General features: G+C 58.3%; 9 protein-coding genes. 5 read left to right on the top strand and 4 right to left on the bottom strand.

The genetic code is table 11. The features are described from left to right. The first annotated feature begins 17 nt into the window (after positions 1–17). From argE to HB664_RS02785, 5 genes are all read left to right on the top strand, one after another. Entirely contained in the window at positions 18–1,169 is a 1,152-nt protein-coding gene (gene argE, locus HB664_RS02765) for an acetylornithine deacetylase (protein WP_008501790.1), read from the top strand. A 246-nt stretch (positions 1,170–1,415) separates the two neighbouring features. After that, positions 1,416–4,067 carry a phosphoenolpyruvate carboxylase gene (gene ppc / locus HB664_RS02770; protein WP_023309665.1) on the top strand — a complete coding sequence of 884 codons (2,652 nt, stop codon included), beginning with the start codon at positions 1,416–1,418 and terminating at the stop codon, positions 4,065–4,067. Positions 4,068–4,161: 94 nt separating this feature from the next. Continuing rightward, positions 4,162–4,926 (top strand): AraC family transcriptional regulator, encoded by a 765-nt coding sequence (locus tag HB664_RS02775; RefSeq protein ID WP_219940329.1) that lies wholly within the window; start codon positions 4,162–4,164, stop codon positions 4,924–4,926. 128 nt (positions 4,927–5,054) lie between these two features. Further along, a complete protein-coding gene (gene fsa / locus HB664_RS02780; protein ID WP_196355204.1) occupies positions 5,055–5,717 on the top strand; it encodes a fructose-6-phosphate aldolase in 663 nt (220 codons plus the stop codon). Between the two features lie 12 nt (positions 5,718–5,729). After that, positions 5,730–6,833 carry a glycerol dehydrogenase gene (locus HB664_RS02785; protein ID WP_039264224.1) on the top strand — a complete coding sequence of 368 codons (1,104 nt, stop codon included), beginning with the start codon at positions 5,730–5,732 and terminating at the stop codon, positions 6,831–6,833. Positions 6,834–6,916: 83 nt separating this feature from the next. Here the strand turns inward: HB664_RS02785 and katG are convergent, their stop codons facing one another. From katG to metB, 4 genes are all read right to left on the bottom strand, one after another. Further along, the gene (katG, locus tag HB664_RS02790; RefSeq protein ID WP_094935292.1) at positions 6,917–9,097 is read right to left on the bottom strand and encodes a catalase/peroxidase HPI; all 2,181 of its coding nucleotides are present in this window, start codon (positions 9,095–9,097) and stop codon (positions 6,917–6,919) included. Positions 9,098–9,244: 147 nt separating this feature from the next. Further along, on the bottom strand, positions 9,245–10,132 hold the full coding sequence (metF, locus tag HB664_RS02795; protein ID WP_033146931.1) for a methylenetetrahydrofolate reductase: 888 nt from the start codon (positions 10,130–10,132) through the stop codon (positions 9,245–9,247). 226 nt (positions 10,133–10,358) lie between these two features. Then, positions 10,359–12,791, bottom strand: coding sequence for a bifunctional aspartate kinase/homoserine dehydrogenase II (locus HB664_RS02800; protein ID WP_032662744.1), 2,433 nt, complete (start codon positions 12,789–12,791; stop codon positions 10,359–10,361). A gap of 2 nt (positions 12,792–12,793) precedes the next feature. After that, positions 12,794–13,954: a cystathionine gamma-synthase gene (gene metB, locus HB664_RS02805; protein ID WP_219940330.1), complete on the bottom strand. Its 1,161-nt coding sequence runs from the start codon at positions 13,952–13,954 to the stop codon at positions 12,794–12,796. Positions 13,955–14,169 lie beyond the last annotated feature (215 nt).

The raw sequence follows: 14,169 nt of genomic DNA on the forward strand, positions 1-14,169 counted from the left end.
CCTAAGGTGTGTCAACAATGAAAATGAACTTACCGCCATTTATCGAGATCTACCGCGCCCTGATTGCCACTCCGTCCATCAGCGCAACGGAAGAAGCGCTGGATCAGAGCAATGAGTCTTTAATCAATCTGCTGGCGGGTTGGTTTAGCGATCTTGGGTTTAACGTTGAGGTTCAGCCCGTTCCCGGAACACGCCACAAATTTAACCTGCTCGCCAGCACCGGAACCGGTGCGGGCGGCCTGCTGCTGGCCGGTCATACCGACACCGTGCCGTTTGACGATGGCCGCTGGACGCGCGATCCGTTCACCCTGACCGAGCACGACAACAAGCTCTATGGCCTGGGCACCGCCGACATGAAAGGCTTCTTCGCCTTTATCCTCGACGCGCTGCGTGACGTGGACGTGACGAAGCTGAAAAAACCGCTCTACATTCTGGCGACCGCCGACGAAGAAACCAGCATGGCGGGCGCGCGCTACTTCTCTGAAAACACGTCGATTCGCCCGGATTGCGCGATCATCGGCGAGCCGACGTCTCTGCAGCCGATTCGCGCGCACAAAGGCCATATCTCTACGGCCGTGCGCGTGCTGGGTCAGTCCGGCCACTCCAGCGACCCGGCGCGCGGCGTGAACGCCATCGAGCTGATGCATGACGCCATCGGCCGCATCATGACCCTGCGCGACGATCTGAAAGAGCGCTATCACTATGAGGCGTTCACCGTGCCGTATCCGACGCTGAACCTCGGTAGCCTGCACGGCGGTGATGCCTCCAACCGCATCTGCGCCTGCTGCGAACTGCATATGGACATCCGCCCGCTGCCGGGCATGACGCTGAGCGATCTCGACGGCCTACTGAATGAAGCGCTGGCTCCGGTGAGCGAGCGCTGGCCGGGCCGCCTGACGGTCTCGGAACTGCACCCGCCGATCCCGGGTTATGAATGCCCGCCGGACCATCAGCTGGTCGAAGTGGTGGAAAAGCTGCTCGGTGAAAAAACTGACGTGGTGAATTACTGCACCGAAGCGCCGTTTATTCAGACGCTGTGCCCGACGCTGGTTCTTGGCCCTGGCTCCATCAACCAGGCGCACCAGCCGGATGAATATCTGGAGACCCGCTTTATCAAGCCCACCCGCGAACTGATTACCCAGGTCGTGCATCACTTCTGCTGGCATTAATGACCTTTCCCCTCTCGGAAGAGAGGGGAAAATCCCGCGATCTCCGTCACATTCCCATAAGCATCTCTTATCTGACGCAATGCGAATTAAATTTCGTAAATTGCCCGCATTTATTCGTTTGCTGAACCGTTTTCGCAGCAATTGACGACGGGGGTTTTACGTGGCTTTATAAAGGGAGATGACAAAATAATGTCCAGATGATTTTCGCCTGGGCATAAACAAAAATGATGGGGTGACTGGGTTTTTATGAACGAACAATATTCCGCGTTGCGTAGTAATGTCAGTATGCTCGGCAAAGTGCTTGGAGATACCATCAAAGACGCGTTGGGGGAGAACATCCTCGACCGCGTTGAAACCATCCGCAAGCTGTCTAAATCTTCCCGTGCCGGTAACGAGGCCAGTCGTCAGGAGCTGCTCACCACCTTGCAGAACCTCTCTAACGATGAGCTGCTGCCCGTTGCACGCGCATTCAGCCAGTTCCTGAACCTGGCTAACACCGCTGAGCAATACCACAGCATTTCGCCAAACGGCGAAGCGGCAAGCAACCCGGAAGTCATTGCCCGCACCCTGCGTAAACTGAAAGACCAGCCAGACCTCAACGAAGCCACCATCAAAAAAGCGGTGGAATCGCTTTCGCTGGAGCTGGTGCTGACCGCACACCCCACTGAAATTACCCGTCGCACCCTGATCCACAAAATGGTGGAAGTGAACAACTGTCTGAAGCAGTTGGATAATAAAGATATTGCCGACTACGAACGTAACCAGCTGATGCGCCGTCTGCGCCAGCTGATTGCCCAGTCCTGGCACACCGATGAAATTCGTAAGCATCGTCCAAGCCCGGTCGACGAAGCCAAATGGGGCTTTGCGGTGGTGGAAAACAGCCTGTGGGAAGGGGTGCCTAACTATCTACGCGAGCTGAACGAACAGCTGGAAGAGAACCTCGGCTACCGCCTGCCGGTCGACTTTGTTCCGGTGCGCTTCACCTCCTGGATGGGCGGCGACCGCGACGGCAACCCGAACGTGACCGCGGAAATTACCCGTCACGTCCTGCTGCTGAGCCGCTGGAAAGCGACCGACCTGTTCCTGAAAGACATTCAGGTGCTGATCTCCGAGCTGTCGATGGTTGAAGCGACGCCGGAACTGCGCGCGCTGGCCGGAGAAGAAGGCGCCAGCGAGCCGTACCGTTTCCTGATGAAGAAACTGCGTGGTCAGCTGATGGCCACTCAGGCCTGGCTGGAAGCGCGTCTGAAAGGTCAGCGCCTGCCAAAACCAGAAGGTCTGCTCAGCCAGAACGAACAGCTCTGGGAGCCGCTGTATGCCTGTTATAAATCACTGCAGGCCTGCGGGATGGGCATCATCGCTAACGGCGAACTGCTCGACACCCTGCGCCGCGTGAAGTGTTTCGGCGTGCCGCTGGTGCGTATCGACGTACGTCAGGAAAGTACCCGTCATACCGAAGCGCTGGGCGAACTGACCCGCTATCTCGGCATCGGCGACTATGAAAGCTGGTCCGAAGCCGACAAACAGGCCTTCCTGATCCGCGAGCTGAACTCGAAGCGCCCTCTGCTGCCGCGCAACTGGGAGCCAAGCAACGAAACCCGCGAAGTGCTCAACACCTGTAAAGCGATCGTGGACGCACCGAAAGGATCGGTGGCCGCCTATGTGATCTCCATGGCGAAGACCCCGTCCGACGTGCTGGGCGTTCACCTTCTGCTGAAAGAAGCGGGAATCGACTACGCCCTGCCGGTCGCCCCGCTGTTTGAGACCCTCGACGACCTGAACAACGCCAACGACGTCATGACCCAGCTGCTGAATATCGACTGGTACCGCGGCTTTATTCAGGGTAAACAGATGGTGATGATTGGCTATTCCGACTCCGCGAAAGATGCGGGCGTGATGGCGGCATCCTGGGCGCAGTATCAGGCGCAGGACGCACTGATCAAAACCTGCGAGAAAGCCGGAATTGAGCTGACCCTGTTCCACGGACGCGGTGGCTCGATTGGCCGTGGCGGCGCACCAGCACACGCAGCGCTGCTTTCACAGCCGCCGGGAAGCCTGAAAGGCGGCCTGCGAGTCACCGAGCAGGGCGAGATGATCCGCTTCAAGTACGGTCTGCCGGAAGTGACCATCAGCAGCCTGTCGCTCTACACCAGCGCTATCCTGGAAGCAAACCTGCTGCCACCGCCGGAGCCGAAAGCATCCTGGTGCCATATCATGGACGAGCTGTCTGATATCTCCTGCGATCTGTACCGCGGCTACGTGCGTGAAAACAAAGATTTCGTTCCTTACTTCCGCTCGGCCACGCCTGAGCAGGAGCTGGGTAAACTGCCGCTGGGCTCACGTCCTGCGAAGCGTCGCCCGACCGGTGGCGTAGAGTCTCTGCGCGCGATCCCGTGGATCTTCGCCTGGACGCAGAACCGTTTGATGCTGCCCGCCTGGCTGGGTGCCGGTGCCGCGCTGCAAAAAGTGGTGGAAGACGGTAAACAGAACGAACTGGAAACCATGTGCCGCGACTGGCCGTTCTTCTCTACCCGTCTGGGCATGCTGGAGATGGTCTTCTCGAAAGCTGACCTGTGGCTGGCGGAATACTACGACCAGCGTCTGGTGAAACCAGAGCTGTGGGCGCTGGGTAAAGAGCTGCGCGAACTGCTGGAAGGCGACATCAAAGTGGTACTGGACATCGCCAACGACTCACATCTGATGGCGGACCTGCCGTGGATTGCCGAGTCTATTCAGCTGCGTAACATCTACACCGACCCGCTGAACGTCCTGCAGGCAGAGCTGCTGCACCGTTCGCGTCTGGCGGAAGAAGAAGGTAAAGAGCCGGATCCGCGCGTTGAACAGGCGCTGATGGTGACGATTGCGGGCGTTGCTGCGGGAATGCGTAACACCGGCTAATACTCTATGCCCGGCGGCGCCGCGCTTGCCCGGACCTGTGACTGGTAGGCCGGGTAAGCGTTAGCGCCACCCGGCACATTTCGGTAGTCTTCTCATGCATTCCGATATCACCCGAATCCTGGCAGACCTGGTAAACCGTACGCTACCGCTGGGCCAGATTCATTTCTCAGCGCTGTCTGAACAGCATTCCCGAACATCTCCCTGCCTCGTCATTACCCTTGATGCCCCCTGTGAGGCGATATTTTCATCCTTTGGACACTTAACGCATCCATCGTCTAACGCCCTGAGCATACATTTCGGTAAGCAGCTGCTGACTATCGAGTTACAGCATGACAATACGCTTGTGCAGCAGCTCCAGGTTGCCCGCCGCGGTCCGCGAACGGGTGCTTTTCTTCTGCAGACGCTAGCCGAATTACAGATGCAGCCGGATGAGCAAGAGACCGCGATACTGGTGGTATTAAGCTTGCTCAGCCACTGCCGGGATCTGCTTGGCAGCAATATCCACACCGCCAGCCGCAGCCGCGCCCTGTTTGAGGCCATTCGCCGCTTCATCGAAGAACATCATGCTTCGGCGTTAACCCGTGAATCCGTCGCGCAGGCGTTCTACGTCTCGCCGAACTACCTTTCCCACCTCTTTCAGAAGATTGGCAACGTGGGTTTCAACGAATACCTGACCCAAACGCGACTCGAACACGCGCGCCAGCTGCTGAAAGGCTACGATCTTAAAATCAAAGATATCGCCGCACGCTGTGGGTTTACAGACAGCAATTACTTCTGCCGTCTCTTTCGCAAGCACACCGAACGCTCTCCTTCCGAATATCGTCGCCAGTATCACAGCGAGCTGACCGCCAAAAAATAGCATTGTGATCGCTCTCGCACTTCGCTAAGGACATTACATTTGTCCAGTATTTGGCAAAATTGGCCTGTATCCGCCCTGCCTGCCCGCGCCTTATCCTTTGTTCAACCTTTCTGACTTAAGGAAAAATAATGGAACTGTACCTGGATACCGCCAACGTGGCGGAAGTTGAACGCCTGGCGCGCGTTTTCCCCATTGCGGGCGTCACCACCAACCCGAGCATCGTTGCCGCCAGCCGTGAATCCATCTGGGACGTGCTGCCGCGTCTGCAAAAAGCCATCGGACCGGAAGGCACGCTGTTTGCTCAAACCATGAGCCGCGATGCCGAAGGGATGGTGGCGGAGGCCAAACGTCTGAGAAACGCCGTCCCGGGCATCGTGGTGAAAATCCCGGTGACGGCTCAGGGGCTCATCGCGATTAAGGCGTTGAAAAAAGAAGGGATAGCCACGCTGGGGACCGCCGTTTACGGCGCGGCACAGGGCCTGCTCGCCGCGCTGGCAGGCGCGAAATATGTCGCGCCGTACGTAAACCGCGTTGACGCGCAGGGCGGTGACGGCATTCGCATGGTCCAGGAGCTGCAATCCCTGCTGGAAATGCACGCGCCGGAAAGCAGAGTGCTGGCCGCCAGCTTCAAAACGCCGCGGCAGGCGCTGGACTGCCTGCTGGCGGGATGCGAGGCAATCACGCTTCCCTTAGACGTAGCGCAACAAATGCTCGGCACGCCAGCGGTAGAGTCAGCCATAGAGAAGTTCGAGCAGGACTGGAAAAACGCGTTTGGTAACCTCAACCTCTAAGGGAGAACTGTTATGGACCGTATCATTCAATCGCCGGGAAAATATATCCAGGGCGCTGATGTGCTTACCCGTCTCGGCGACTATCTGAAACCCCTGGCCAATCGCTGGCTGGTTGTCGGCGATAAATTTGTGCTGGGTTTTGCCGAAGAGACCCTGCGCCAGAGTTTTAAAAAAGCCGAACTGCACGCCGAAATAGCGCCGTTTGGCGGCGAATGTTCACAAAATGAAATCGATCGCCTGAAAAAACTGGCCGACAGCGCCGACTGCCTGGCAGTGCTGGGTATCGGCGGCGGTAAAACGCTGGATACCGCCAAAGCGCTGGCCCATTTTATGGACGTACCCGTCGCCATTGCGCCAACCATCGCCTCCACCGATGCGCCGTGCAGCGCCCTTTCCGTCATTTACACCGACAGCGGTGAGTTCGATCGCTACCTGATGCTGCCGCACAACCCGAACATGGTAATCGTCGATACCAAAGTGGTCGCGGGCGCGCCGGCACGCCTGCTGGCCGCCGGGATTGGCGATGCGCTGGCAACCTGGTTTGAAGCACGCGCCTGCTCGCGCAGCGGCGCGAGCACCATGGCGGGCGGCAAATGTACGCAGGCTGCACTCGCGCTGGCCGAGCTGTGCTACAACACGCTGGTTGAAGAGGGTGAAAAAGCCATGCTGGCCGCGGAACAGCATGTGGTTACACCGGCGCTGGAACGCATTATCGAAGCCAACACCTATCTCAGCGGCGTAGGCTTTGAAAGCGGCGGGCTGGCGGCGGCACACGCTATTCATAACGGAATGACGGCGGTACCGGACGCGCACCACTTCTATCACGGTGAAAAAGTGGCGTTTGGCACGCTCACACAGCTGGTGCTGGAAAACGCGCCGGTAGAAGAAATAGAGACCGTCGCCGCGCTTTGTCACAGCGTTGGGCTGCCGATCACGCTGGCACAGCTAAATATCAAAGAGGATATTCCGGCCAAAATGCGTTTGATCGCGGAAGCCTCCTGTGCCGAAGGGGAAACTATCCACAACATGCCCGGCGGCGTAACGCCGGATCAGGTATATGCGGCGCTGCTGGTGGCCGACCAGTATGGGCAGCGGTTCCTGCAGGAGTGGGAGTAAATAGCGTGAATAAAAACCCCCGCAACAGCGGGGATTTTTTTGCCCGTAGGCCGGGTAAGCGTTAACGCCACCCGGCACAACGGTTACTGCAGGTCAAACCGGTCCAGATCCATCACCTTCGCCCATGCGGCAACGAAGTCGCGGACGAACTTCTCGCTGGCATCGCTGCTGGCATAAACCTCTGCCAGCGCGCGCAGGACGGCGTTAGAACCGAAGACCAGATCGGCGCGGGTGGCGGTGTATTTCACTTCACCGCTGGCGCGATCGCTTCCGGCAAACAGTTCATTAGATTCGTCGGTTGCCTTCCACTGGGTGTTCATGTCCAGCAGATTCACGAAGAAATCGTTGCTCAGCACGCCCTCGCGGTCGGTAAACACGCCATTCTTGCCGCCATCAAAGTTTGCACCCAGCACGCGCAGGCCACCGATCAGCACCGTCAGCTCAGGCGCGGTCAGCGTCAGCTGCTGGGCTTTGTCGATCAGCAGTGACTCAGTGGTGGACACATCCACCTGCGCACGGTAGTTGCGGAAGCCGTCGGCAATGGGTTCGAGCAGGTTAAACATCTCGATATCCGTCTGATCCTGACGCGCATCCACGCGCCCTGGCGTAAACGGAACGTTGACGTAAACGCCTGCCGCTTTCGCCGCCTGCTCAACGCCCACGACGCCCGCCAGCACGATGATATCGGCCAGTGAAGCTTTGTTGGTGGTGCGCTGGATAGCTTCCAGAGCCGGCAACGCGCGAACCGCTGCGGCGTTCACATCCCAGTCGCGCTGAGGAGCCAGCGCCAGACGCGCGCCGTTGGCGCCGCCGCGCTTGTCGCCGCCGCGGAAGGTCGACGCTGACGCCCACGCAACGGAAACCAGTTCGCTCACCGAGAGGCCAGAGGCAGCGATTTCCGCCTTCAGGCTTTCAATGTCTTCTTTCGACGGATTGAACACCGCCTGCGGCAGCGGGTCCTGCCAAATCAGATCTTCTTTCGGCACTTCCGGGCCAAGGTAACGCGATTTTGGCCCCATATCGCGGTGGGTCAGCTTGTACCACGCGCGCGCGAAGGCTTCGTTGAAGGCCTGCGGATCGTTCAGGAAGCGGCGGGAAATTTTCTCGAATTCCGGATCAAAACGCAGCGTCAGGTCGGTGACCAGCATAGTAGGTTTGCGTTTTTTCGACGGGTCGAACGGGTCAGGCATGATTTCCGGAGCATCCACGGCTTCAAACTGAATCGCCCCCGCCGGGCTGCGGGTCTGCACCCATTCGTATTTGAACAGGTTCTCGAAGAAGTAGTTGCTCCACTGGGTCGGGGTTTGCGACCAGATGACTTCCAGACCGGAGGTAATGGCATCTGCGCCAATTCCCGTGCCGTGCGTGCTGGCCCAGCCCAGGCCCTGCGCTTCAATCGGCGAGGCTTCCGGGTCGGTGCCGACGTGCGTGGCTTCACCCGCGCCGTGGGTTTTGCCAAGGGTGTGGCCGCCCGCGATCAGCGCAACGGTCTCTTCGTCGTTCATCCCCATGTTGCCGAAGGTGGCACGAATGGCCGCCGCAGCAGACAGAGGTTCACCGCTGGCGTTTGGCCCTTCAGGGTTCACATAAATCAGGCCCATTTCGGTGGCGGCCAGCGGTCGCTTCGCCAGCGCCTCCGGGTCACGGTGGGTTAGCCAGGCTTTTTCATCACCCCAGTTCACGTCCAGGTCTGGTTCCCAGACGTCTTCACGCCCGGCACCGAAACCAAACGTACGAAAGCCGGAGTTCTCCAGCGCCACGTTACCCGCAAGGATAAACAGGTCGGCCCAGGAAATTTTTTGTCCGTATTTTTGCTTGATTGGCCACAGCAGACGGCGCGCCTTATCCAGGCTCACGTTATCCGGCCAGGAGTTCAGCGGCGCAAAGCGCTGTTGACCGCGGCCTGCGCCACCGCGCCCGTCAACGGAGCGATAGGTCCCCGCGCCGTGCCAGGCCATACGGATAAACAGGCCCGCATAGCTGCCCCAGTCGGCAGGCCACCACGGTTGAGAGTCGGTTAAAAGGGCTTTGAGGTCGCCTTTAAGGGCGGAGTAATCAAGTTTGCTGAATTCTTTGCGGTAGTCGAAGTCTTCACCCAGCGGGTTAGAACGATTGGAATGTTGGTTAAGAAGATCGATGCGGAGTTGTTTTGGCCACCAGTCGCGGCTGCCTGTACCTGCCCCCGCGCTGTGATCGACGCCGCCCTGGTGGAACGGGCATTTGCCGACCGATGCCGCTTTATTGGTCTCGTCTGACGTGCTCATCGCTATGCTCCCTTTTACAGTGTTACCGTTACGATATACACCACTAGCAATAAGTTATAGTTGAATTAATCCACAGATTCGATAGCTAATACCTTTTAACTATTCGCGTAACTAAAAAGCCCTCGTAATACGAGGGCTTTGTGCTTATTACGCCGGACGAACACCCAGCGTATGGCAAATGGCGTAGCTCATCTCCGCGCGGTTCAGCGTATAGAAGTGGAAATCTTTCACCCCTTCACGGCTTAAAATTTTCACCATGTCCATCGCGATATTGGCCCCCACCAGCTTGCGGGTTTCCGGGTCGTCGTCCAGCCCTTCGTACATTTTGGACATCCACAGCGGAATGCGGACATTGGTCATATCGGCGAACTTCTTCGCCTGTTTGAAGTTAGAGACCGGCAGAATACCCGGGATAATTTCAACGTCGATGCCCGCGGAGACGCAGCGGTCACGGAAACGCAGGTAGCTTTCCACATCAAAGAAGAACTGGGTAATGGCGCGGTTCGCGCCGGCGTCCACTTTACGCCTGAGGTTCAGCAGATCGGCCTGGGCGCTTTTCGCTTCCGGATGCACCTCAGGATAAGCGGCAACGGAGATATCAAAATCAGCCACCTCTTTCAGCAGCGCGACCAGATCGGCGGCATACATGTCCGGCTTACCGCTGCCCGGCGGCAGGTCACCGCGCAGAGCGACGATATGACGAATGCCGTTATTCCAGTAATCCTGAGCGATGGCCCGCAGCTCGTCGCGGGTGGCGTCGATACAGGTGAGATGCGGCGCCGCTTCCAGACCGGTACGATCTTTGATGCCTTTAATGATGCTGTGCGTACGGTCACGCTCGCCGGAGTTAGCACCGTAAGTCACGGAGACGAACTTCGGCTTCAGGCTGCTGAGACGATCGATAGAGCTCCACAGAGTTTGCTCCATTTCACTGGTGCGCGGCGGGAAAAATTCAAAAGAGACGTTAATCTGGCCGTTTACTTCGGCCAGGCTCTGATTCAGTGCTTCCCGCTGGTTGGCGTGAAAAAAGCTCATACCTTACCTCTATCAATCGCATGTCGTTATTTGTTGTGTTGTGAACTTCTATACGTTTAGACGTCCAGATGTAAAAATGACGGAAAAGCGGAGGGACGTCAACATAAATAATCAACAATAACGGTGAGGTTTGCTCAGGGAATATGAGGGAAATTCAGGATGAGGGTGAGTGCGGTCTGAGGCCCTCACCCTAACCCTCTCCCACAGGAAGAGGGAAAATCAGGCTTTACAGCAGCTTAGCCAGACGGTTGATGTCGGACTGAATGGCTCCAGCGGTGACATCGCGTCCCGCGCCAGGGCCGCGGATCACCAGCGGGTTATCGCGATACCAGCGGCTTTCGATGGCGAAGACGTTATCGCACGGCAGCAGCGCCGCCAGCGGATGTTCAGGACGCACCGCCTCGACGCCGACTCGCGCTTTTCCGTTGGCCTCGAAACGCGCCACATAGCGCAGTACCAGCCCCATCTCGTTCGCCGCTTCCAGACGCTGTACCATCTGCTCGTTAAGCTCTTCACCATTTTCAAAGAAATGATCCACAGAACCTTCTTCACAGCCGGCAGGCACCAGCGATTCGACGCGTACGGCGTCCGGTTCGATGTCATAACCGGCTTCACGCGCCAGGATCACCAGCTTACGCATCACGTCTTTGCCGGAAAGGTCAACGCGCGGATCGGGCTCGGTTAAGCCCTGCTGCCACGCCTGATCCACCAGGTCAGTGAACGGTACGGTGCCGTCAAACTGCAGGAACAGCCAGGAGAGCGTGCCGGAGAAGATACCGCTCAGCGCCAGAATGCTGTCGCCGCTTTCAATCAGGTCACGCACGGTGTGGTTAACCGGCAGGCCAGCCCCAACGGTGGCGTTATAGAGCCAGTGGCGCCCTGTTTTTTCAAACGCATCGTGGATCTGGCGGTATTTATCGGTGCTGCTTGCCCCCGCCAGCTTGTTCGCACTGATGACGTGGAAACCGTGGCTGGCGAAATCCAGATACTGATCCGCAAGCTGTTCGCTGGCGGTAACGTCCAGCACCACCAGATCGTCATACGGGTGTGCGCGCATCCAGAGGAACAGCGACTCTTCATCCTGCTCTACCGCTTCATCATTAAAGAACGCAAGCGCGCGGCTGGCGTCCAGCCCTTCGTAGTTCAGGAGGCTGCGGCGGCTGTCCACCACGCCCGCGAGAATGAATTCGAATCCGGTACGCGCCGAGAGCGTCACCTGTTCGCGGGCAAACAGTTCCAGCCAGCGGGAACCGATGTTGCCTTTCCCGAACAGCACCAGGCCGATGCGCTTTTCCGCGCGGAACAGGGAGGTGTGCAGACCCTGAATCAGGCTCTCGGTTGGCCCTTTGCGCAGGACGGCGACCAGGCTGATGCCCTCTTCCGACTGCCAGGTGAACTCCACCGGCTGGCCTTTCAGCTGCTGCCAGAAGCGGTGGCAATGCAGCGGGTTACGGGTGACGCCCGCGCCCACCATCGCCACCAGCGCCAGCCCCTGACGCAGGCGAAGCTCGCCCGGCAGGCCCGCTTCATCCAGAATTTTCAGCGCGCTGTCCGCCACTTCCGCGGTATAGCAGAACTGCAGCAGCTGGCGATCGTTATGCACGCCAACGGCCAGCGGACGCACCTGGGCGCGTTTCAGGATCGTGTCGATATCTTTATGCGCCAGCTTGAAGTCCTGGCCTGCAGGCACCTGGAACTCAATCAGGCAGATGTCGTCGTGGCTGGTGACAATACGCGCCCCGGTACCGGACGCCAGTACGCGCTCAATGCGCGTGGAGCCTTGATCCGGGGTGTAACTGCAGCGCAGCTGGAGGTCGATATCGCTGCCGGAAACCGGCTGCAGCGTGCGCGCGTGCAGTACCGGCGCGGCCAGACGCGCCAGCTCGCTGGCTTCGTCGAGACGCAGCAGCGGCAGCAGGCAGGCATCTTTTACTTTACGCGGGTCCGCGCTGTACACACCGGCCACGTCGCTCCAGATGGTGACGCGGGACACGCCCGCCAGGGCACCAATCTGCGTTGCCGAGTAGTCCGAACCGTTACGGCCCAGCAGCACGGTTTCGCCCGCGTTGCTGCGGCTGATAAAGCCGGTGACGACAATACGTTTGCCCGGGTGCTGCACCAGCAGCTGTTGCAGCAGCGGGTAGGACAACCCTTCATCCACCTGCGGCTGCGCGGCGCGTTCGGCACGCAGGAAATCACGTGCGTCGAGCCAGGCCGCTTCCACACCCAGGTGTTGCAGCACGGCGGCCATCAGGCGCGCGGACCACACTTCACCGTGGCCCACCACTTCGGCATACACCGCGTCGGTAATTCCGCTGTCCAGCAGGGCAGCCAGACGCTCAAGGTCATGCGTAAAGGCGCTGATCAGCCCGTCCGCCACGTCCGCAGGCAGCAGGCCGGCAATCAGCTCGCTCTGGTAACGGCGTAAGGACTGTTGCACCTGATGCGCAGAAAGGCGATCGGTCTGGCTCAGTTTCAGCCAGCTAATCAACTGGTTGGTGGTGCTGCCCGCCGCCGAGACAACCATCATGTCACCCGGCTGTGAATATTCCGTCATGATCCCTGCAACGCGCAGGTAACATTTCACATCAGCAAGACTACTACCACCAAACTTGTGCAGTTGACGACCCTTCGCCCCTGCCTGCGCTATCACACTCATGATTACCCCCTGGCTGCGATCCGGAAGGCATTTTCCAGATCGGCAATTAAATCTTCAGAATCTTCAATGCCGGTTGAGATACGCAGCAGCGTCTCAGAAATTCCGGCGGCGGCACGAGCTTCCGGTGCCATACCTGCGTGCGTCATGGTCGCAGCGTGGGAGATCAAGCTTTCAACCCCACCTAAGGATTCCGCCAGCGTAAACAATGACAGCCCGCTCAGGAAGCGACGCAGCGTTTGCTCGTCACCGTCCAGTTCAAAACTTAACATCGCGCCAAACCCTTTCTGCTGACGCGCGGCAATCTCATGCCCCTGATTTTCCGGCAGCGACGGGTGATAAAGCTTTTTCACCAGCGGCTGGGTTTTCAGGAAATCGACAATCGCCTGGGCATTGCGCTGCGCCACGTCCATGCGCGGCGACAGCGTGCGGATGCCGCGCAACAGCAGATAGCTGTCGAAGGCCCCCGCGGTGACGCCAATATTATTGGCCCACCATGCCAGTTCGGTGACAACGTCGGGATCTTTGGCAATCACCACGCCCGCCACCACATCAGAATGGCCGTTCAGATATTTAGTGCATGAATGCAATACCAGATCGGCACCCAGTGCGAGTGGGTTCTGAAGGGCCGGACTGAGGAACGTATTATCCACTACACTTATCGCTCCCGCATCCCTTGCGAGCTGACAAATTTTCGCAATATCGACAACGCGCAACAATGGATTGCTTGGACTTTCCACCAGAACCAGCTTCGGTTTCTCTGCCAGGGCCTGTTTCAGCGCCTGTTCGTCGTTTTGATCGACAAACAGGACGCGATAGCATCCGCGTTTCGCCAGGCTGTCAAACAGGCGATAGCTGCCGCCGTAGCAGTCGTGCGGCGCAACCAGCAGATCGCCGGGTTTCAGGAACACCGTGGTCACCAGGTGAATAGCGGACATCCCCGTATTGGTTAATACTGCACCTGCGCCACCTTCCAGCTCGGCCAGCGCGCGCTGGGTCACGTCACGCGTAGGGTTGCCACGACGCGAATAATCATGCGCGCGGGGTTCATTAAATCCGGTGAAATTATAGGTACTGGAAAGATGAATCGGCGGGACAACGCAGCCGTACTGCTCGTCATCATTTAATCCGCTACGCACTGCAATAGTGGCCTGTTTACGCGTCATGGTGAGGGCTTCCTGGCGAATGAGGTGAAAAGTCAGGCACCAGAGTAAACACTGAAAGTATGGACGTCAATACATCTGGACATCTAAACTTCTTTGCGTATAGATTGAGCAATGCGCAAATAGCCGTTAAAATTATATGCTTTAGTGCACGCTGCAGCGGCAATATCCGTGCCACGGTATCGTCTCTACGGTAAACTAGACAAGATTGCGGTTCA

It is taken from the genome of Enterobacter sp. DNB-S2 (assembly GCF_019443845.1).
Taxonomy (GTDB): Bacteria; Pseudomonadota; Gammaproteobacteria; order Enterobacterales; family Enterobacteriaceae; genus Enterobacter; species Enterobacter asburiae_B.